Origin of the sequence: Streptomyces africanus (assembly GCF_030816955.1) — a bacterium.
Taxonomy (GTDB): domain Bacteria; phylum Actinomycetota; class Actinomycetes; order Streptomycetales; family Streptomycetaceae; genus Streptomyces; species Streptomyces africanus.
In genome coordinates this window covers 2,884,419-2,905,482 of the sequence record NZ_JAUSYP010000001.1, presented here as the reverse complement: position 1 = coordinate 2,905,482, position 21,064 = coordinate 2,884,419, and the positions used below count along the sequence as shown (strand labels likewise).

At 69.0% G+C, this 21,064-nt stretch carries 14 protein-coding genes and 2 pseudogenes; 14 read left to right on the top strand and 2 right to left on the bottom strand.

Features of this window, described 5'->3' with window-relative positions; genetic code table 11:
• Positions 1-28: 28 nt before the first annotated feature.
• The gene (locus QF034_RS13425) at positions 29-979 is read right to left on the bottom strand and encodes a hypothetical protein (RefSeq protein ID WP_307175169.1); all 951 of its coding nucleotides are present in this window, start codon (positions 977-979) and stop codon (positions 29-31) included.
• 138 nt (positions 980-1,117) lie between these two features.
• Between QF034_RS13425 and QF034_RS13420 the strand changes: the two genes are divergently transcribed.
• The 14 genes and pseudogenes from QF034_RS13420 (at position 1,118) to QF034_RS13355 (ending at position 19,609) form a co-directional block, all read left to right on the top strand.
• Positions 1,118-3,742 (top strand): valine--tRNA ligase, encoded by a 2,625-nt coding sequence (locus QF034_RS13420; protein ID WP_307175168.1) that lies wholly within the window; start codon positions 1,118-1,120, stop codon positions 3,740-3,742.
• A gap of 172 nt (positions 3,743-3,914) precedes the next feature.
• Positions 3,915-5,438 (top strand): bifunctional tetrahydrofolate synthase/dihydrofolate synthase, encoded by a 1,524-nt coding sequence (gene folC, locus QF034_RS13415; protein ID WP_307175167.1) that lies wholly within the window; start codon positions 3,915-3,917, stop codon positions 5,436-5,438.
• 5 nt (positions 5,439-5,443) lie between these two features.
• On the top strand, positions 5,444-5,800 hold the full coding sequence (locus tag QF034_RS13410) for a DUF4233 domain-containing protein (RefSeq protein WP_307175166.1): 357 nt from the start codon (positions 5,444-5,446) through the stop codon (positions 5,798-5,800).
• A 65-nt stretch (positions 5,801-5,865) separates the two neighbouring features.
• A complete protein-coding gene (gene ndk, locus QF034_RS13405; protein ID WP_020271915.1) occupies positions 5,866-6,279 on the top strand; it encodes a nucleoside-diphosphate kinase in 414 nt (137 codons plus the stop codon).
• A 265-nt stretch (positions 6,280-6,544) separates the two neighbouring features.
• On the top strand, positions 6,545-7,564 hold the full coding sequence (locus tag QF034_RS13400) for a rod shape-determining protein (protein ID WP_004001297.1): 1,020 nt from the start codon (positions 6,545-6,547) through the stop codon (positions 7,562-7,564).
• Positions 7,565-7,708: 144 nt separating this feature from the next.
• The gene (mreC, locus tag QF034_RS13395; protein ID WP_307175165.1) at positions 7,709-8,656 is read left to right on the top strand and encodes a rod shape-determining protein MreC; all 948 of its coding nucleotides are present in this window, start codon (positions 7,709-7,711) and stop codon (positions 8,654-8,656) included.
• Positions 8,657-8,669: 13 nt separating this feature from the next.
• Positions 8,670-9,341 (top strand): rod shape-determining protein MreD, encoded by a 672-nt coding sequence (gene mreD, locus QF034_RS13390; RefSeq protein ID WP_307175164.1) that lies wholly within the window; start codon positions 8,670-8,672, stop codon positions 9,339-9,341.
• Positions 9,342-9,543: 202 nt separating this feature from the next.
• Complete coding sequence (mrdA, locus tag QF034_RS13385; RefSeq protein ID WP_307175163.1) at positions 9,544-11,790, top strand: penicillin-binding protein 2; 2,247 nt, start codon at positions 9,544-9,546, stop codon at positions 11,788-11,790.
• Positions 11,787-12,989 carry a rod shape-determining protein RodA gene (rodA, locus tag QF034_RS13380; RefSeq protein ID WP_307175162.1) on the top strand — a complete coding sequence of 401 codons (1,203 nt, stop codon included), beginning with the start codon at positions 11,787-11,789 and terminating at the stop codon, positions 12,987-12,989. Before mrdA ends, rodA begins: the two co-directional genes overlap by 4 nt.
• Positions 12,990-13,010: 21 nt before the next feature.
• The gene (locus tag QF034_RS13375) at positions 13,011-13,619 is read left to right on the top strand and encodes a hypothetical protein (RefSeq protein WP_307175161.1); all 609 of its coding nucleotides are present in this window, start codon (positions 13,011-13,013) and stop codon (positions 13,617-13,619) included.
• Between the two features lie 67 nt (positions 13,620-13,686).
• Positions 13,687-15,191 (top strand): annotated as a pseudogene (locus tag QF034_RS13370) (CYTH and CHAD domain-containing protein).
• Positions 15,192-15,289: 98 nt separating this feature from the next.
• A complete protein-coding gene (locus QF034_RS13365) occupies positions 15,290-17,254 on the top strand; it encodes a TIGR03960 family B12-binding radical SAM protein (RefSeq protein ID WP_307175160.1) in 1,965 nt (654 codons plus the stop codon).
• A gap of 57 nt (positions 17,255-17,311) precedes the next feature.
• Positions 17,312-18,091 (top strand): annotated as a pseudogene (locus tag QF034_RS13360) (hypothetical protein); the annotation flags it as partial.
• 72 nt (positions 18,092-18,163) lie between these two features.
• A complete protein-coding gene (locus QF034_RS13355) occupies positions 18,164-19,609 on the top strand; it encodes a hypothetical protein (protein WP_307175159.1) in 1,446 nt (481 codons plus the stop codon).
• Here the strand turns inward: QF034_RS13355 and QF034_RS13350 are convergent.
• Positions 19,595-20,581, bottom strand: coding sequence for a hypothetical protein (locus QF034_RS13350; RefSeq protein WP_307175158.1), 987 nt, complete (start codon positions 20,579-20,581; stop codon positions 19,595-19,597). The genes QF034_RS13355 and QF034_RS13350 overlap by 15 nt on opposite strands.
• Positions 20,582-21,064 lie beyond the last annotated feature (483 nt).

Sequence of the window (21,064 nt, the reverse complement as noted above, 5' to 3'; positions counted from 1 at the left end):
CTGCCGGGCGCCTTCGTCGTTTCCGGCGTCAGGCCTTGACGCGGACTTCCTTGCGGACCTTGGTGGTGAGGTCGATCGCGACGTCCTTGGTGACGTCCTGCGCCGCGTCACCCGGCGACACGATGGCGATCGTGCTGTAGTCGGCCCATGCGCAGAACCAGTTGGTCTGCTCCTTATTGGTCGCCCGGTTCTGCCCCTTGACCGACTGGCACTTCATGACCGCGCCGTCGAGGTCCGCCGCCTCGGGCTCGCCGACCAGCTCGGGCTTGCCGGACCCGGTGGCGGACTCCTTCTCGGCCGACTTCTTGAAGTTGGCGAAGAACAGGTCCAGAGTCGCCTCCGGGTCGGAGATCTCACCGTAGGCACCGGCCACCGAAAGGGTCTTGGCCGTCGCCAGCTTCGCCGCGGACGCCGGGTCGTCGGGGTCGTAGTCGCTCGCGTCGATCGTGCTGTAGAGGCCCGCCGCGGACTTGGCGTTCTTGACGCCGCTCTTCTCCAGCTCCGACGTCGAGTCGGCGCCGACGGTCGACCCGTCCTTCGTGGTGCGCTTGTAGTCGGTGAGCACGGTCGCCGGCGTCGTGAGCTTGTGCGGCCCGTCGTCCTCCAGGCCTCCACCGCCCCCGCCGATCACGAAGTACGCGCCCACGCCGATGGCCGCCACGACCGCCACCGCGCCGATGATGAGGCCGGTCTTCTTCTTGCCGCCCTCCGGCGCGGGCGGCTGGGGGACGCCGTACGGGGCCTGGCCGTAGGGCGGCTGCTGGCCGTACGGGGGCTGCTGGCCGTAACCCTGCTGCGGCGGGACGCCCTGCGGGGGCTGCTGCGGGTAGCCGTAACCGGGCTGGGGCGGAGGGGCCTGCTGGGGGTAGCCGTAGCCGGGCTGGGGCGCCTGCGGCTGCTGGCCGTACGGACCGGGCTGGCCGTACGGTCCGGGCTGCTGGGGCTGCCCGCCGTACGGGCCCGGCTGGTTGTAGCTCATGTTCTGGGTTCCCCTCCAGATGCTTATGTGTTCCGGACATCCTGGCGCAGACCCGTCGTGTGCATGGCATCGGGGCCCCCACCGTTACACAGCAAACGCGTTTCGGGACGGAGTGGTGACACCCCTAAACTGACCCCCGTGACCGAGAACGCTCAGCAGCAGCCACCAGCGCCCAGCACCGACCTGCCGACCCAGTACGCGCCGGCCGACGTAGAGGGGCCGCTGTACGAGCGCTGGGTAGAGCGGGGTTACTTCGAGGCGGACGAGAAGAGCGACAAGCCGCCGTACACGATCGTCATCCCGCCGCCGAACGTCACGGGCAGCCTGCACCTCGGGCACGCCTTCGAGCACACGCTCATCGACGCCCTGACCCGCCGTAAGCGGATGCAGGGCTTCGAGACGCTGTGGCAGCCCGGCATGGACCACGCCGGTATCGCCACGCAGAACGTCGTCGAGCGCGAGCTCGCGAAGGAGAACAAGTCCCGGCACGACCTCGGCCGTGAGGCCTTCGTCGAGCGGGTCTGGCAGTGGAAGGCCGAGTCCGGCGGGCAGATCAGCGGGCAGATGCGGCGCCTCGGTGACGGCGTCGCCTGGTCGCGTGAGCGGTTCACCATGGACGAGGGCCTGTCCCAGGCCGTCCAGACCATCTTCAAGCGGCTCTACGACGACGAGCTGATCTACCGCGCCGAGCGCATCATCAACTGGTGCCCCCGGTGCCTGACCGCCATCTCGGACATCGAGGTGGAGTACCAGGACGACGACGGCGAACTCGTCTCCATGAAGTACGGCGACGGGGACGACACCATCGTCGTCGCCACCACCCGCGCCGAGACCATGCTCGGTGACACGGCCGTCGCCGTTCACCCCGAGGACGAGCGGTACAAGCACCTGGTCGGCAAGCTGGTCAAGCTGCCGCTGACCGACCGCTCCATCCCGGTCGTCGCGGACGAGCACGTCGACCCCGAGTTCGGCACGGGTGCCGTCAAGGTCACCCCGGCGCACGACCCGAACGACTTCGAGATCGGCCAGCGCCACGGCCTCCCGGCCCTGACGATCATGGACGAGCACGCGGTCATCACCGCCCACGGCCCCTTCCAGGGCCAGGACCGCCTGGAGGCCCGCTCCGCGATCGTCGCCGCGCTGCGCGCCGAGGGCCGGATCGTCGCCGAGAAGCGGCCGTACGTCCACTCGGTCGGCCACTGCTCGCGCTGCAAGACGACGATCGAGCCGCGCCTGTCCATGCAGTGGTGGGTCAAGGTCGGCCCGCTGGCGAAGGCGGCCGGTGACGCCGTCCGCGACGGGCGCGTCAAGATCCATCCGCAGGAGATGGAGAAGCGCTACTTCGACTGGGTCGACAACCTGCACGACTGGTGCATCTCGCGGCAGTTGTGGTGGGGCCACCGCATCCCGGTCTGGTACGGCCCGAACGGCGAGGTCGTCTGCGTCGGCCCCGACGAGGAGCCGCCGAGCGGCGAGGGCTGGCGTCAGGACACCGACGTCCTGGACACCTGGTTCTCCTCCGGCCTGTGGCCGTTCTCCACGCTGGGCTGGCCCGAACAGACCGAGTCGCTCGCGAAGTTCTACCCGAACTCGGTCCTGGTCACCGGCTACGACATCCTCTTCTTCTGGGTCGCCCGGATGATGATGTTCGGCCTGTACGCGATGGACGGCACCCCGCCGTTCCACACCATCGCCCTGCACGGCATGGTCCGCGACCAGTTCGGCAAGAAGATGTCGAAGTCCTTCGGCAACGCGGTCAACCCGCTGGACTGGATGGACAAGTACGGCAGCGACGCCCTGCGCTTCACCCTCGCCCGTGGCGCCAACCCGGGCGTCGACGTCCCGATCGGCGAGGACTGGGTCCAGGGCTCGCGCAACTTCGCCAACAAGATCTGGAACGCGACGCGCTTCGCGATGATGAACGGCGCGACGGTGGACGGCCCGCTGCCGGACCCGTCGAGGATGTCCGCGACGGACCGCTGGATCCTCTCCCGCCTGAACACGGTCGTCGCGGAAGTCGACGCGTACTACGACGACTACCAGTTCGCGAAGCTGTCCGACGCCCTGTTCCACTTCGCGTGGGACGAGGTCTTCGACTGGTACGTCGAGCTGTCCAAGACGACGTTCCAGGCGGGCGGCGAGGCGGCCGAGGTCAGCAAGCGCGTCCTCGGTGAGGTCCTCGACGTCACGCTGAAGCTGCTGCACCCGGTGGTCCCCTTCGTCACCGAGACCCTGTGGACCACCCTCACCGGCGGCGAGTCGGTCGTCATCGCCGACTGGCCGAAGGACAGTGGCTTCCGGGACGCCGCCGCCGAGCGCGAGATCGAGAGCCTCCAGTCGGTCATCACCGAGGTCCGCCGCTTCCGCGCCGACCAGGGCCTCCAGCCCGGCCAGCGGGTCCCGGCCCGGCTGACCCTGGACGGCACGCCGTTCGCGACGCACGAGGCCGCCATCCGCCAGCTGCTCCGGCTCCAGCCGGAGGGCGACGCCTTCACGGCCACGGCGACCCTGCCGGTCGCCGGCGCGGAGGTCGCCCTCGACCTCTCCGGCACGATCGACGTGGCGGCGGAGCGCAAGCGTCTCGCGAAGGACCTCGCGGCGGCGGAGAAGGAGAAGTCCCAGGCGGGCGCCAAGCTCGGCAACGAGGCGTTCCTGGCGAAGGCCCCCGACCACGTCGTGGACAAGATCCGCACCCGCCTCGCCAAGGCGGAGGAGGACATCACCCGGATCCAGGCGCAGCTGGAGCGTCTGCCGCAGGCGTAAGGGTTCCTACGGTCGTCACGGCCCCGGTGCTTGTCGGCGCCGGGGCCGTGACGTAGTCAGGGGCGCGGGGCTGTATCGATGTGCGGCTCCGCCGCGTGGGCGCGACCAGCCCCCATGGACCCGCACCCGCCCACGGCGAACAATGTCAGTCCGTCTCCGTAGACTGGGCCCCGTGAGCGAGCTCCCCCCAGACCACAGCGCCGACGACCAGCCCGACCCCCTCAACACCTTCGACGAGATCATCGCGGAGGAGACCACCCGCGACCCCGACCTCGCGGTCATCGAGGCCGGCAGCCGAACCCTGCGCACCCAGGGCGGTCCGCCCGACGCCGACATCCCGACCCGGCCCGCCGACCCGGAGGTCGACAAGGCCCTGCGCGAGGTCGAGACGGAGCTCGCCACGCGCTGGGGCGAGACCAAGCTGGAGCCCTCCGTCAGCCGGATCGCCGCGCTGATGGACGTGCTGGGGGAGCCGCAGCGGTCGTACCCGTCGATCCACATCACGGGGACCAACGGCAAGACCTCCACGGCCCGCATGATCGAGGCCCTGCTCGGCGCCTTCGAGCTGCGGACCGGCCGCTACACCTCGCCCCACGTGCAGTCGATCACCGAGCGCATCAGCCTCGACGGCGCCCCCATCTCCGCCGAGCGGTTCATCGAGACGTACCAGGACATCAAGCCGTACGTGGAGATGGTCGACGCGTCGCAGGAGTACCGGCTGTCGTTCTTCGAGGTGCTCACGGCCATGGCGTACGCGGCGTTCGCCGACGCGCCCGCCGACGTCGCCGTCGTCGAGGTCGGCATGGGCGGCTCCTGGGACGCCACGAACGTGATCGACGCCGATGTCGCCGTCGTCACGCCCATAGACCTCGACCACACCGACCGGCTCGGCACCACGCACGCGGAGATCGCCACGGAGAAGGCCGGCATCATCAAGCAGGGCGCGACGGTCATCATGGCGCAGCAGCCGGTCGACGCCGCTCAGGTGCTGCTGAAGAAGGCCGTCGAGGTGGACGCGACGGTGGCCCGGGAGGGCCTGGAGTTCGGTGTCGTGGAGCGGCAGGTGGCCGTCGGCGGTCAGCTGCTGACGCTGCGCGGCCTGGGCGGCGAGTACCCGGAGGTGTACCTGCCGCTGCACGGCGCGCACCAGGCGCACAACGCGGCCGTCGCGCTCGCCGCCGTGGAGGCGTTCTTCGGCGTCGGCGCGCAGCGGGCCGAGCCGCTCGACTTCGACACGGTCCGCAAGGCGTTCGCGGCCGTCGCTTCGCCGGGCCGCCTGGAGGTCGTGCGGCGTTCCCCGACGGTCGTGCTCGACGCCGCCCACAACCCGGCGGGTGCCCGGGCGGCGGCCGAGGCGATCGGTGAGGCCTTCCAGTTCAGCCGGCTCATCGGGGTCGTCGGCGCGAGCGGCGACAAGAACGTACGGGGGCTTCTGGAGGCCTTCGAGCCGGTGTTCGCCGAGATCGTGGTCACGCAGAACTCCAGTCACCGCGCGATGGACGCCGACGAGCTGGCCGGTATCGCCGTGGAGGTGTTCGGCGAGGAGCGCGTCCAGGTCGAGCCGCGGCTGCCCGACGCGCTGGAGGCCGCGATCACGCTGGCCGAGGAGGAGGGCGAGTTCGCGGGCGGCGGTGTGCTCGTCACCGGTTCCGTCATCACCGTCGGCGAGGCCCGACTGCTCCTGGGGAAGGGCTGAGATCCGTGCGTACGCTGTGTTCTTCGACCCTGATCGGCGAGTTCTTCATCATCGGCTTCGCCGGTCTGGTCGCCATGAAGGATCCCGACCTGTCCACGACGACCGTGTGGACGGTCAGCGGTGTCGCGATGTTCCTGTGCCTGGTGCTGTGCGGCCTGGTGACGCGCCCGGGCGGCGTCGCGCTCGGCTGGGCGTTGCAGATCGCGCTCATCGCGTCGGGCTTCGCCGTGCCGATGATGTTCTTCCTGGGCGTGGTCTTCGCGGCCCTGTGGTGGGCGTCCGTGCACTACGGGCGGAAGGTGGACGAGGCGAAGGCGAGATTCGCGGACCGCTCCGGCTCCTCCACACCTGACGCTGCGTAACAGACGCCCCGACACGCCGGGTAATCTCGTCCCACCGCACAACCATGATGCATAAGGAGCCCGTCGTGAGCCAGCGCACCCTCGTCCTCCTCAAGCCCGACGCCGTCCGTCGTGGCCTGACCGGCGAGATCATCAGCCGCATCGAGCGCAAGGCGGGCTGGACGATCACCGCGCTGGAGCTGCGCACCCTGGACCAGGACACGCTGGAGCAGCACTACGGCGAGCACAAGGGCAAGCCCTTCTACGAGCCGCTGGTGGAGTTCATGGCCTCCGGCCCGGTCGTGGCGATGATCGTCGAGGGGGAGCGGGTCATCGAGGGGCTGCGCGCGCTCGCCGGCCCGACCGACCCGATCGCCGCGGCCCCGGGCTCGATCCGCGGCGACTACGGCGTCATCGTCCGGGAGAACCTGATCCACGCCTCCGATTCGGAGGAGTCCGCCGAGCGGGAAGTGAAGATCTTCTTCCCGGGTCGCGCCTAAGACGAAACGGCGAGGGAAGTCTGGGGGCCACGGCTCCCGGACTTTTCTGGCATATACGTGCCGATCGAGGGAACGATCGCCCCCGAACGCCCGTCTCCACAAGCGAACCCGCACAGCATCTGCTGACATTGGCGGAGACCCTCCCGCAGTGTTCGCGAAGGCGCGTCTACGATGGAAGCCTTCACGTCACAGCACCCACCTTTGCCTACCTGAAAAGCCCTCAAAAGCTAGTGGGAAGGCCAGACGAATCCTGATGGGGAACTCAATGTCGTTCATCGGCCGTGACATGGCTGTCGACCTCGGGACCGCCAACACGCTGGTGTACGTCAGGGGTCGCGGGATCGTACTCAACGAGCCGTCCGTCGTCGCGATCAACACCAACACCGGTGGCATCCTCGCGGTCGGTGCCGAAGCGAAGAAGATGATCGGGCGCACGCCCGGCAACATCGTTGCCGTTCGTCCGCTCAAGGATGGCGTGATCGCCGACTTCGAGATCACCGAGCGGATGCTCCGCTACTTCATCCTGAAGATCCACAAGCGGCGCTATCTCGCTCGTCCGCGGGTCGTCGTCTGCGTGCCCTCGGGCATCACGGGCGTCGAGCGCCGTGCCGTCATCGAGGCGTCGTCCCAGGCCGGCGCCCGCCAGGTGCACATCATCGAGGAGCCCATGGCCGCGGCCATCGGCTCCGGCCTGCCGGTCCACGAGGCCACGGGCAACATGGTGGTCGACATCGGCGGCGGCACCACGGAGGTCGCGGTCATCTCCCTCGGCGGCATCGTCACCGCCCAGTCCATCCGTGTCGCGGGCGACGAACTGGACAACGCGATCATCCAGCACATCAAGAAGGAGTACTCCCTCCTGCTGGGTGAGCGGACGGCCGAACAGATCAAGATCACGATCGGTTCGGCGTACGACCTCGACTCCGACGAGCACACCGAAATCCGCGGCCGGGACCTGGTCTCCGGGCTGCCGAAGACCGTGGTCATCTCCGCGGCCGAAGTCCGCAAGGCGATCGAGGAGCCGGTCAACGCGATCGTGGACGCCGTCAAGACGACCCTCGACAAGTGCCCGCCGGAGCTGTCCGGCGACATCATGGACCGAGGAATCGTTCTGACCGGCGGCGGAGCGCTGCTGCGGGGCCTGGACGAGCGGCTGCGCCGGGAAACCGGCATGCCGATCCATATCGCCGAGGACCCGCTGGACAGCGTGGCGCTCGGTTCCGGAAAGTGCGTCGAGGAGTTCGAGGCGCTCCAGCAGGTGCTGGACGCCCAGCCGCGCAGATGACGTAACTCTTCGATTCCGCCGTACGGGACGATCTCCTCTCGTGCGGCGGATCGTTGATATAGATGCATAAGCTCCCACAATGCAGCCCCTCGGGTTTCCCTGGGGCTTCCCGAATTCCGATGAGGAAGGGCACGGCCGCCGCACGTGAGGGACACACGAGAGAGCCGGCTGCTCCTGGTGCTGCTGATCGCCATCGCGTTCGCGTTGATCACGGTGGACATTCGCGGTGGGGAGGATTCCCCGGTCGACGGTGCCCGGCAGGGCGCGGCGACGGTCTTCGGCCCGATCGAGAGCGGTGTGTCGGCCGCGGTCGACCCGGTCGGCAACGCGGTCTCCGCCATCCGGGAATCCGGCGAGCGGCACGACCGGCTCGCCGTACTGGAGGAGGAGAACGCGGCCCTGAAGGCGCGGCTCGGCAGCGACGACCGCAGCCGCAGCCGCCTCAAGCAGCTCGACAAGATGCTGAAGATCGCCGGCCAGGGGCAGTACGGCATCAAGGGCGCCGAGGTCATCGCCATCGGAGCCGCGCAGGGCTTCTCCTGGACCATCACCATCGACGTCGGCGCGGGCGACGGCATCAAACGCGACATGACCGTCCTGAACGGGGACGGGCTCGTGGGCCGGGTCACCACCGTCGGGCCCAGCACCGCCACGGTCCTGCTCGCCAGCGACCCCGACTTCACCGTCGGCACCCGGATGGAGGCCGGCGACGAGCTCGGCTTCGCCTCCGGGCAGGGCGACCGCCCGCTGCGCGTGGAACTCCTCAACGGCAAGGCGGAGGTGAAGAAGGGCGACCGCCTGGTCACCTTCGGCTCGCAGGCCGACCGGCCGTTCGTGCCCGGCGTGCCCGTCGGTGTGGTCTCCCGCGTCGACCCGTCCGGCGGCGGCCTGACCCGCACGCTCTACGTCACGCCGTACGCCGCCTTCACCAAGCTCGACATCGTCGGCGTCGTCGTCGAGGCCCCGAAGAAGGACCCGCGCGACACAGTGCTTCCGCCCAAGCCCAAGCCGACTCCCAGGCCGACGGTGACGGTGACCGTGACGCCGTCCGCCGAGGCACCCGCAGACGGCCAGAACCAGCAAGAGCAGTAGGAGCTGTCACCTCATGCGCGTCAACCGGATCCTGCTCTCCTCCGCCCTGGTCGTCGTCGCCCTGGTGATCCAGGTGAGCGTCCTCGCCCGCCTCCACCTGCCCGGTGCCGTCCCCGACCTGATGCTCCTCACCGTCCTCGGCCTCGCCCTCGTGTACGGCCATGTGGGCGGCGCCCTCGTCGGTTTCGGCGCGGGTCTGCTCGCCGATCTGGCCCCGCCCGCCGACCACGCCGCCGGGCGCTACGCGCTCGTGCTGTGCGTCATCGGCTACCTCGCGGGCCTGGTGAAACCGGAGACGGGCCAGCTGAAGTCCGCGACCGGCCCCATGGTCGTGGTGGTCGCCGCCGCCCTCGGCTCGACCCTGCTCTACGCCGGGGTCGGTGCCCTCGTCGGGGACACCGCCGCCCGCCATGTGGGCCTGGGCAGTCTGCTGTTCACGGCCGCCCTGTACGACCTGCTGCTCGCCCCGTTCGTGGTGCCGGGGGTGATGGCGCTGGCCAGGCGCGCCGAGAACGATCCGCTCGCCGAGACCGGCTCCGGCGCCAAGGCCACCGACATCTCCTCCGGCTGGCTCTCCGGCGGCACCGGCCTGAAGATCGGCAGCCAGCGGAACGGGCTGCGCGTGAAGGCGGCCCGGGCGCGGATGGCGCGGGCCGGGCGCATCAAGGGGGTCAAGCGGCTGTGAACGCAGGGAAGTTCACCCGAACGGACCCCTCCGGTAGGAACGCCGGCTCGTGGGCCCGTCGTTCCTCACTCGTATCCGCACACACGTGCCCGGACAGACGCTCGCACCCTGGCCCGGCTTCGCACCGGGGCCAGGCTGCGCGCCCTGGCCCGGCTTCGTACTCGCACAGCCGTACGCGCACTGAGAGGGGGAGGCAGCCGCAGTGACCAACATCCCCGAGACCGGGCGGAACCCACGGGTCCAGATCCGGCTCGTCGTCATCCAGGTCCTCGTCCTGTCCCTCCTGCTCACCCTCGGCGGCCGTCTGTGGTACCTCCAGATCCGTGAGGGCGCGGCCTACGCCAAGGAGGCGTCGGGGAACCACGTCCAGCAGGTCGTCCAGCCCGCCGTCCGCGGCTCCATCCTGGACGCGCGCGGAGTGGCCCTCGCCGACAACGAGACGCGACTGGTCGTCTCCGCCTCCCGCACCGACCTGCTGAAGATGCCGGACGACGGCAAGGACGTCCTCACCAAGCTTGCCGGAGTCCTGGGCATGACGCCCAAGGAGGTCCAGGAGAAGGTCCGGCTCTGCGACGCCAAGACCCCCCAGCCCTGTTGGAACGGCTCGCCGTACCAGCCCATCCCCATCACCGACGAGGCCACCCCCAAGCAGGCCCTCCAGATCCGCGAGCGCGCCGAGGACTTCCCCGGCATCACCGCCGAGCCCGAGGCCGTGCGCCGCTACCCGAGCCCCGGCAAGGCCAACACCGCCCAGGTCCTCGGCTACCTCTCGCCGGTCACCGACGAGGAGATCAAGAAGGCCCAGAACACCAACTCGCCGTATCTGCGCTCCGACCAGGTCGGCCGCTCCGGCCTGGAGCGCCAGTACGACAAGCAGCTGCGCGGCAAGGCCGGCGTCACGCGCTACGAGGTCGACAACCTCGGCCGCGTCATCGGCCAGGCCGAGGCCGACCCGGCCCACCCCGGCGACAACCTCGTCACCAGCATCGACGCCCGCGTCCAGCGGATCGCCGAGTACCAGCTGAACGAGGCCATGAAGGAAGCCCGCAGGCAGCACGACCGGAACACCGGCACCAACTACAAGGCCGACTCCGGCGCCGTCGTCGTCATGGAGGCCAAGACCGGCCGCGTCGTCGCCATGGCCTCCAACCCGAGCTACGACCCGAACGCCTGGGTGGGCGGCATCTCCGCCAAGGACTACGCGCGGCTCACCGGCAAGAACTCCAACTACCCGCTGCTCAACCGCGCGATCCAGGGCCAGTCCGCGCCCGGCTCGATCTTCAAGGTCATCCCGACGGCCGCCGCGATCAACGCCGGTTACTCCTTCGACGGCCCCTACCAGTGCTCCAGCTCGTACTCCCTGGGCGGCCAGGTCTTCAAGAACTTCGAATCCAAGGGATACGGCCCCATCAGCCTCGGCCGCGCCCTGGAGGTCTCCTGCGACACGGTCTTCTACCGGCTCTCCCACGAGGAGTGGAAGAAGGACGGCGGCAGCAAGCCGAAGAAGCACCCGAGCGACTGGTTCTACAAGACTGCGCACCAGTTCGGCCTCGGCAAGGAGACCGGCATCGACCTGCCCAACGAGGTCACCGGCCGCGTCCCCGACCGCAAGTGGAAGCTGGACTACTGGAAGGCCAACAAGGACGCCTGGTGCCGCACCGGCAAGCGCAACGGCAGCTACGCCGAGAAGATCGCCTACGAGAACTGCCTCGAAGGCAACCGGATGCGCGCCGGTGACTCCGTCAACTACTCCATCGGCCAGGGCGACACGCTCGTCACGCCCATCCAGATGGCCACCATCTACTCGGCCATCTCCAACGGCGGCACCCTCTACAACCCCTCCGTCGGCAAGGCCGTCATCAGCGCCGACGGCAGGACCGTCACGCCGATCAAGCCCCGGTCGCACGGCAAGCTGCCGATGACGCGGCAGACGCGCGACCGCATAGACGAAGCCCTCGAGGGAGTCGCCACCCGCGGTACGGCCGCCTGGCGGTTCGGCGGCTGGCCGCAGGACAAGATCCCGATGCACGCCAAGACGGGTACGGCGGAGGTCTACGGCAAGCAGACCACCTCCTGGTTCGCCACGTACACCAAGGACTACTCGATCGTCATGACGATCTCCCAGGGTGGTACGGGCTCCGGCGCCTCGGGCCCCGCCGTCCGCAACATCTACAACGCGCTGTACGGCGTCTCCGAGGACGGCGACATCGACGCGAAGAAGGCCCTGCTGCCCGCCCCGGAAAAGGCCCTGCCGAAGGTCAAGACGGACGGCACCATCGCCTCCCCGAAGGTCCCCAAGGACCCGGCCAAGGACCAGCAGGCGAAGAAGAAGGATCCGAACGCCCCGGCCGACCCGCTCCAGCCGGCCACGTCGGCCCCGCCGTCGCCGGAGAACCGTGACACCCGAAGGCGCCGGCGCCGGCGGGGAAGCCGGAGGTTGCCGACATGACCGGCGGTGTGAACAGCTTCCAGGTCTCCGGCTACGGCCCCGAGCGCTCCGGCTGGACCAGGCTCCTCGCCCGTGACTCGGTGGCGCGGCGACTCGACTGGCCGATCCTGCTGTCGGCGATGGCCCTGTCGCTGCTCGGCACGCTCCTCGTCTACTCGGCGACCCGCAACCGCACGGAGCTCAACCAGGGCGACCAGTACTTCTTCCTCATCCGGCACCTGCTCAACACCGGCATCGGCCTCGCCCTGATGGCCGGCACGATCTGGCTCGGCCACCGCGGTCTGCGCACGGCCGTGCCGGTCCTGTACGGCTTCTCGCTCCTGCTGATCCTGCTGGTGCTCACCCCGCTCGGGTCCACGATCAACGGCGCCCACTCGTGGATCAAGCTCCCCGGCGGCTTCTCCCTCCAGCCCTCGGAGTTCGTGAAGGTCACGATCATCCTGGGCATGGCGATGCTGCTGGCGGCCAGAGTCGACGCCGGCGACCGGCAGTACCCCGACCACCGCACGGTCCTGCAGGCACTGGGCCTGGCCGCCGTGCCCATGCTGATCGTGATGCTCATGCCCGACCTCGGGTCGGTCATGGTCATGGTCATCATCGTGCTCGGCGTGCTGCTCGCCTCCGGGGCGTCCAACCGCTGGGTGTTCGGCCTGCTCGGCGCGGGCACCCTCGGCGCGGTCACCGTCTGGCAGATCGGCGTGCTCGACGAGTACCAGATCAACCGCTTCGCCGCCTTCGCCAACCCCGAGCTCGATCCGGCCGGCGTCGGCTACAACACCAACCAGGCCCGTATCGCCATCGGCTCCGGCGGCCTGACCGGCTCCGGCCTCTTCCACGGCTCGCAGACCACCGGCCAGTTCGTACCCGAGCAGCAGACGGACTTCGTCTTCACCGTGGCGGGGGAGGAGTTGGGCTTCGTCGGCGGCGGCCTGATCATCCTGCTGCTCGGCATCGTCCTGTGGCGGGCCTGCCGTATCGCCCGGGAGACCACCGACCTGTACGGCACGATCGTCGCCGCCGGCATCGTCGCCTGGTTCGCCTTCCAGACCTTCGAGAACGTCGGGATGACGCTCGGCATCATGCCGGTCACCGGCCTGCCGCTGCCGTTCGTGTCGTACGGTGGGTCGTCGATGTTCGCCGTGTGGATAGCGGTCGGCCTGTTGCAGTCGATCCGGGTACAACGACCGATGTCGGCCTAGCGGCAGTAACGGGGGAGTGGAATGTCCGGGGAGTACGTGGCCCTGTGCCCGGTGACCGAGGAGCTGGTGAGTCAGCTCCTCGCGCTGGCGGAGCTGGACCTGACCGACGACGACGCCATCGAGGCGCGGATGCGCGAGGGCGGCTGGCCCGACTGGTCGCAGGCGGTGCAGGGACCGGCGTACGAGGACACACTCGATGTTCCCGAAGCCACCCACGTCACCCCGCAGGGCCACTTCGTCACCTGCGACGGCGACGGCTCGCTCTACCTGCCGTTCGCCTACCTCTACTCGGTCGACGGCGGCCTGCTCGACGAGGACTGCTGGGGCACCCTGCCCGGCTGGACCAGCGAGGAGGGCGCCTGGCGGCCGGAGTTCGACGCGCTCTTCGGCAGCGTGGTGCGGCGCTTCACCGACCGGCTGGGCCTGCCGGACCACGACATCCGGCAGCCCAGGTTCACGACCCGGTACGTCAGCTGGCGCCTGGAGCACAACGTGCTGATCGTCGGACAGGGCCCGGAGCCGCTGTCATACCACCAGTTCGAGGACGCCCACGTGTACCTCGTCTCCCGGACGGTGAAGGACGCGCCCTTCCCGGACGGCGAGGAGATGCGGGCCCTGCTGACGACCTGAACGCGACGCCCTTGGTGAGGGAGCCCACCACTGCCCTCCCGGCCGGTCAGCCACTAGATTCCATGTCATGGCGGAGACGAAACGCGAGGTCGAACGCAAGTACGAATCCGACGAGAGCGGGCTCCCCGACCTGACCGGTGTCGCCGGCGTCGCGACCGTGCTCGACCAGGGCGTCGCCCACCTCGACGCCACCTACTACGACACCGCCGACGAACGCCTCGCCGCGTCGTCCGTCACCCTGCGCCGCCGCACCGGCGGCTCGGACGCGGGCTGGCATCTGAAGTTCCCCGTCGCCCCCGGCGTCCGCGACGAGATCCGCGCCCCGCTCTCCGACACCCTCCCGGGCGACCTCGCCGGCTCGTCCGCTCCCGCGTCCGCGGCGGCCGACTGCTGCCCGTCGTCCGGCTGCGCTCCGACCGCGACGTACGCCACCTCGTCGACGCCGACGGCAAGCTGCTCGCCGAGGTCAGCGTCGACGCCGTACGGGCCGACCGGCTCACGGCCGGCGGCGGTGCAGCGCAGTGGACGGAGATCGAGGTGGAGCTCGCCGACGGGGGAGACCCGGCCTTCCTCGACAAGGTCGAGAAGCGGCTGCGCAAGGCGGGCGTACGGCCGTCGGCCTCGCCGTCGAAACTGGCGCGGGCCCTCGCGGAGACGGCGCCGCACCGGCAGCCCGCGTCCGCCCCCGCCGCGCAGCCGGTGACCGCCTCAGACCACGTCCTGGCGTACGTGCGCGCCCAGCGGGACGCCATCGTCGAACTCGACCCGGCCGTGCGGCGGAACGCCGAGGACTCCGTGCACAGCCTGCGCGTCGCCACCCGCAGACTGCGCAGCACCCTCAAGACGTACGGCGAGCTCCTCGACCGGACCGTCACCGACCCGGTCGGCGACGAGCTGAAGTGGCTGGCCGGTGAGGTGGGCCTGGACCGGGACCGCGAAGTGCTGACCGCACGGCTGACGGCGGCTCTCGACGAGGTGCCGGCCACCCTGGTCCGCGGCCCGGTCCGCGAGCGGCTGCGCACCTGGGCGAGCGCCGAGCACGGCGGAACCCGCGGCCGGCTCATCGGGGTCCTGGACTCCCGCCGCTACCTCGCCCTGCTCGACACCCTGGACGCGCTGATCGCCGACCCGCCCCTCAAGAAGGCGGTCGGCAAGAAGCCCCACAAGAAGATCGCCAAGGCCGTCACGAGGGACGTCCGCAAGGTCGCCGGGCTGGTCGAGCGGGCTGTGGAACTGGAGCCCGGCACCGACCGCGACGTCGCGATCCACGAGGCCCGCAAGAAGACCAAGCGCGCCCGCTACGCGGCGGAGGCCGCCCGGCCGGTCCTCGGCAAGCCGGCCAAGGACCTGGTCAAGACCATGAAGGCGCTCCAGATCCTGCTCGGCGAGCACCAGGACAGCGTGATGGCCCGGCAGGCCCTGCGCGAGCTGGCGGCAGTCGCCCACGCGGCCGGGGAGAACACCTTCACCTACGGCCTGCTCCATGAGCGCGAGGAGCAGCGGGCGGTGCGCGTGGAGACCGAGCTGCCCGGATTCTGGGACGGGATCAAGGGCGGGGCTGCGGGCCTGTGATCTTCCGCTGATCCTCCGCGCGTACGAAGGCGCGTCCGGGTCGCGTTAGTCTGGATGGTCACCCTGTCCGTTCAGTCCAGCCCACGAAGGTGCGCGACATGTCTGCCGAAGTCGCTGCGTCGGTGTTCCCGCAGCTCGAAGCTCTGCTCCCGCACGTGCAGAAGCCGATCCAGTACGTCGGCGGAGAACTCAACTCCACGGTCAAGGACTGGGGCTCCTGTGACGTCCGCTGGGCGCTCATGTACCCGGACGCCTACGAGGTCGGCCTGCCCAACCAGGGCGTCCAGATCCTCTACGAGGTGCTCAACGAGCAGCAGGGCGTCCTCGCCGAGCGCACCTACAGCGTCTGGCCGGACCTGGAGGAGCTGATGCGGGAGCACGGCGTCCCGCAGTTCACGGTGGACAGTCACCGGCCCGTCAAGGCCTTCGACGTGCTGGGCCTGTCCTTCTCCACGGAGCTGGGCTACACCAACATGCTGGCGGCCCTGGACCTCTCCGGGATCCCCCTGGAGGCCAAGGACCGCGGCCTGGACGACCCGATCGTCATGGCCGGCGGCCACGCCGCGTTCAACCCCGAGCCGATCGCGGACTTCATCGACTGCGCGGTGATCGGTGACGGCGAGCAGGCCGTCCTGGAGGTCACCGCGATCATCCGCGCCTGGAAGGCGGAGGGCCGCCCCGGCGGCCGCGAGGAGCTCCTCTTCCGCCTGGCGAAGACGGGCGGGGTGTACATCCCCGGCTTCTACGACGTCGAGTACCTGCCCGACGGCCGTATCGCCCGCGTCGTACCCAACCGCTCCGGCGTCCCCTGGCGCGTCTCCAAGCACACGGTGATGGACCTCGACGAGTGGCCGTACCCCAAGCAGCCCCTGGTCCCGCTGGCCGAGACGGTTCACGAGCGCATGTCGGTGGAGATCTTCCGCGGCTGCACCCGCGGCTGCCGGTTCTGCCAGGCCGGCATGATCACCCGCCCGGTCCGTGAACGCTCCATCACGGGCATCGGCGACATGGTCGAGCAGGGTCTGAAGGCGACGGGCTTCGAGGAAGTGGGCCTGCTCTCCCTCTCCTCGGCGGACCATTCGGAGATCGGCGACATCGCCAAGGGCCTCGCCGACCGCTACGAGGACGACAAGGTCGGCCTCTCCCTCCCGTCCACCCGCGTGGACGCCTTCAACATCGACCTGGCGAACGAGCTGACCCGCAACGGCCGCCGCTCCGGGCTCACCTTCGCCCCCGAGGGCGGCTCGGAACGCATCCGCAAGGTCATCAACAAGATGGTCTCGGAAGACGACCTGATCCGCACGGTCGCCACCGCCTACGGCAACGGCTGGCGCCAGGTGAAGCTGTACTTCATGTGCGGCCTGCCGACGGAGACCGACGACGACGTCCTCCAGATCGCCGACATGGCGACGAAGGTCATCGCCAAGGGCCGCGAGGTGTCGAAGTCCAACGACATCCGCTGCACGGTCTCGATCGGCGGCTTCGTCCCCAAGCCCCACACGCCCTTCCAGTGGGCGCCGCAGCTGTCGGCGGAGGAGACGGACGTCCGCCTGGAGAAGCTGCGCAACAAGATCCGCGGCGACAAGAAGTACGGCCGCTCCATCGGCTTCCGCTACCACGACGGCAAGCCCGGCATCGTCGAGGGCCTGCTGTCCCGCGGCGACCGCCGGATCGGCGCCGTCATCCGCGCGGTCTACGACGACGGCGGCCGCTTCGACGGCTGGCGCGAGCACTTCTCGTACGACCGCTGGATGCGGTGCGCCGAGAAGGCCCTGGCCCCCTTCGGCGTCGACGTCGACTGGTACACGACGCGCGAGCGCACGTACGAGGAGGTCCTCCCCTGGGACCACCTGGACTCCGGCCTCGACAAGGACTGGCTCTGGGAGGACTGGCAGGACGCCCTCGACGAGACGGAGGTCGAGGACTGCCGCTGGACGCCGTGCTTCGACTGCGGGGTGTGTCCGCAGATGGACACCCAGATCCAGATCGGCCCGACGGGCAAGAAGCTCCTGCCCCTGACGGTCAAGAACGCGGCGCCCGCGGCCGGCGGACACGCTCACTGAGACCGGTCCGGTCATGGAGCCCCCTCCGGCTGCGGAGGGGGCTCCTCTGCTCGATGCGGGCTGCACCCCCATGACATCCAGCGGATGAACGGCCTGCTGCTCCAGTTGCGCGACAAGGGCAACACCGTGCTGGTCGTGGAGCACAAGCTGGGTCCACGCGCCGGCGAGGTGGTGTTCGAGGGCACCGTCCAGGGGCTGCGGCGCAGTGGCACGCTCACCGGGCGGCATCGGACGACCGGGCCGTGCTGAAGCCCTCGGTGCGCAAGCCGTCGGGCGTGCTCGAGGTGCGCGGCGCCGACGCGAACAACCTGCGGGACGTCGCCGTCGACATCCCGCTCGGCACGCTGGTCGTCGTCACCGGGGTGGCGGGCTCGGGAAAGAGCTCTCTGATCCACGGCTCGGTGTCCGGGCGGGACGGAGTGGTCTCGGTCGACCAGACCGTGATCCGCGGCTCCAGACGGAGCAACCCGGCGACGTACACCGGGCTGCTCGACCCGATCCGCAAGGCGTTCGCCAAGGCCAACGGCGTCAATGCCGCGCTGTTCAGCGCCGACCCCGAGGGCGCCTGCCCGGCCTGCAACGGCGCCGGTGTCGTCTACACCGACCTGGCGATGAGGGCGGGCGTCGCCACCACCTGCGAGGCCTGCGAGGGGAAGCGGTTCCAGGCGTCGGTCCTCGACCTCCACCTCGGCGGCCGTGACATCAGCGAGGTGCGACCTCGGCCCCGGCGCAGGACACGACGGCGGCCGCATCGTCTTCGAGGGCACCCCGGCCGACCTGGTCGCCGCGCGTTCCACCCTCACCGGAGAGCACCTTGCGGCGTACGTCGGCGCCTGAAAGGGGCCCTCGCGGGCGCCGAACGGGGTAGTTCCGCGTGCACACGGCTGTTCGGGGTTCGAGCCTGGCGGCATGAGGAGCATCCGTCCGTGGGTCGTTGTCGAGCCACCGGACAGCCGTGGGCTGCGTCGGGTCGTCGTGGGCGGCGAGACGGTGGGCCGTGCCTGGTCGCTGGGCGAACTGCGGAAGATGCTCGGACGCCTCGGCTACCCCGAGGACCTGAATGTCGACGATGCGGCTTCCGTGAGCTGGCGCGGGGGTGACAGCGGCACATGGCCCGACCGCGCCTGGAGAAGGCGCGCGGTTACCGTTCTCATGGTGGCCGGGCTGTTCGCGTCCATGGCCCTCAACGCGGCCATCGGGTGGCCGGACGCCTCCGGGGCGCTGACCTTCGCGCAACGGATCAGTGGGGTTCTGTTCGTCCTGTCGGGTGTGGTGCAGGGGGTGGCGGCCCTCGCGGCCCTCGACTACGGGGGGAGGCGGCAGTTCAAGGCCTCCGGGGCGATCGTCCTGCTCGGCGTGCTCATCGCGCTGGCCACGGGCAGTCTCCTGCTGTTCATGTGGCTCGAGGAAATGGAGTTCACGCCGTATGTGCTGGTTTTCATGCCCCTGTGGTTCTGGTCCCTCTGCACGCTTTTCCTTCTTGTCCGCGACAAGTCGTGGAAGGGAGTTCCGCAGCCCAAGAGGTTCGCGGCCGGGGTGGTCGCCACCGCGCTTCTGACCGGCATCAGCCTGGCGTATTCCACCATGTACCAACCTGCGGCTGCCCCGATGCACTTCACTCTGAGGGCTGAGTTCGGGAAGTCGCGGGCGGACCGTGTGCTCCCCTTCGTCCAAGTCCCGCTGACGCTTTACATGAAGAACACCGGAGGGATTCCGGTGTACATCGTCAATGACATCTACACCGTCCGCGGAAGGGGCGCCGAGTACTCCAGGTACCCTGATCGCAGGGCTTTGGTGAGGGAGTGGAGCGAGCGCGCGGGCGAGCGGGGCGAGGAAGCAGAACGTTATGTCAGCCGACTTAAGTACACCACGGTAAGCAGTGGGCACTTCTACGGTCCGGGCAAACGGCTCGAGATCGGGCAGGAATACTCCCTCAAACGTGTGTTCCAGCTCCCCAAGGACGCCCTATATGACACGGTGAGTGTCGACTTGCGGGTTTCGTACATGAGGAAGGACCGAGGAAAACTCGATGTCGACGAGTTCGAAACTCCTCATTACTCATGGGATAAAGAGGCTGGGCGTTTCCACTGTTCGGCGTGTGGTCGACTGGTCATCTATCACGGGATGGTGCGGCACAACAACAACCTCGTCAATGTGACCCGTAATCCGCGTTATGTGACGGCGATCTGGTCTCCGGTGCGCGATCCCATCTCCTCCATTTCGGCGTTCGACTTCAAGGGGGAGTCTGATTTCGTGAAGGAAGAAAAGAGAGAGCTGGAAAGATATGGGGCCGCGGAGGTGCGCGCCAATGCAGAGGTGTCTCTCGCGGAATTGCTGATGTCATCCGGCGTCTGACTCCGCGAGCCAGGTGCCTGCTGCGATCCCGAAGTCCTGGTCGAGAACAGAAGCCGTCTCCAGGCAGTTGAGAGATTTTTTGCCGAGGGTGCCCAACAGCTCGCTTCCCGGTACGAGGTCGGCGAGCTCGGTGATGAGCTGCGGGATTTCGAAGGGGGCGTGGACGCGCTCGTCGTTCTGCAACTGGGCCAGGACGTCGAGGAGATCGTCTCCCTGTTCCTCCGCCTTCCAGAAGTCCTTGACCCCTTCGGTGCCCCAACCCTCGGGAATCAGGCCCCCGAGCTGCTGAACGAGGGCGCTCTCTCCGACCGACTCGAATATGGCGGTGGTACACACCACGGCCGCCTCGGAGAGGGATTCGTCCGGTTGGTCCTGAGCCGAGGCGGCCTCCTCCTGCTGGTCGCTCATCCGGGCGGCCTGTTCCTTCAGCTCTTCCTCCGGGTCTTTGCGTTTCGCCCGGTTCTCCTGTGACGCCGCGAGGTCGTTGATCTCCTCCAGCTTCTCAGTGCCCTTAAGTGTGGACTCGGCGAGCGCGTTCTGTACCTCCTGAGGCGTCCCAGGGGCGGTGATCCAGTCCACCGAGGAACCTGCCAGCATCGCGAACGAACGAACCAGCTCCCTGTCCCAGCTGCTCTCCAGGACGTAGTTCAGCTGCTCCACGACGGCGATCAGCTGCCCCCGCAGTTCTTCTGGGGTTTCGGGGTCGCAGATCATGTCCAGCGCGGATGTCGTCCGCTTCACGATCACGAGGAGGAACGACCGCTCCTCGGGCGGCACCTCCGGGTCGTGGCCCACTGTCAGGGTGGAGGACACCTGCTGCACGAGCGTGACCAGCTGTTCCCGCAGCTCGTCGGATGTGTCGTCGCCGATAGTTGTCAGCGCTGTCGTCAGCTGCTGTGCGCTCTCGATGACTTCTTGCCTGTCCTGCAGTGACGTCTCCGGGTCCGCGACTGCTTCGAGGGTGGCCGTCAATTCGTCAACAGTCGGCGCCAGTTCCTCGGGGAGGCTGGCCTTGGTCTCGTTCAGACTCGTCGTTACGTCTTCAATCTGTTCCGTCTGTTCAGCCGGGGGACCGGACCCCTCTTGCTCTGCGTCACCAGTGTCTGACGAGTTGTCAGGGCTGTCAGGGCTGTCAGGGCTGTCAGGGGGCAATGTGCCGCCCGAACTCGACGTGTCGGTCGGTTCGGAGGCAGTGGGCGGAGGTGGCGTCGTATCACCCGGTGTCGACGGGGGAGGCTCGGAGTCCGTGGGTTCAGGAGGTGGTGTCGTCTGCGCGGGCACGTCCGTCCTGCTCGCGCTCGGGGCCTGAAGCGCCGTCACCGCACCTGTCAGACCTGCTGGAAAGGCAAGCGCCGCAGCCAAGAGAGGACGCGTTGACCCTGTGGAAGGCGTATCGCCGGGGTGTTCTGGCCATAGTGGTTCCAGATGCGCTTGGCGTGTGCTGCTTCGTCCGTC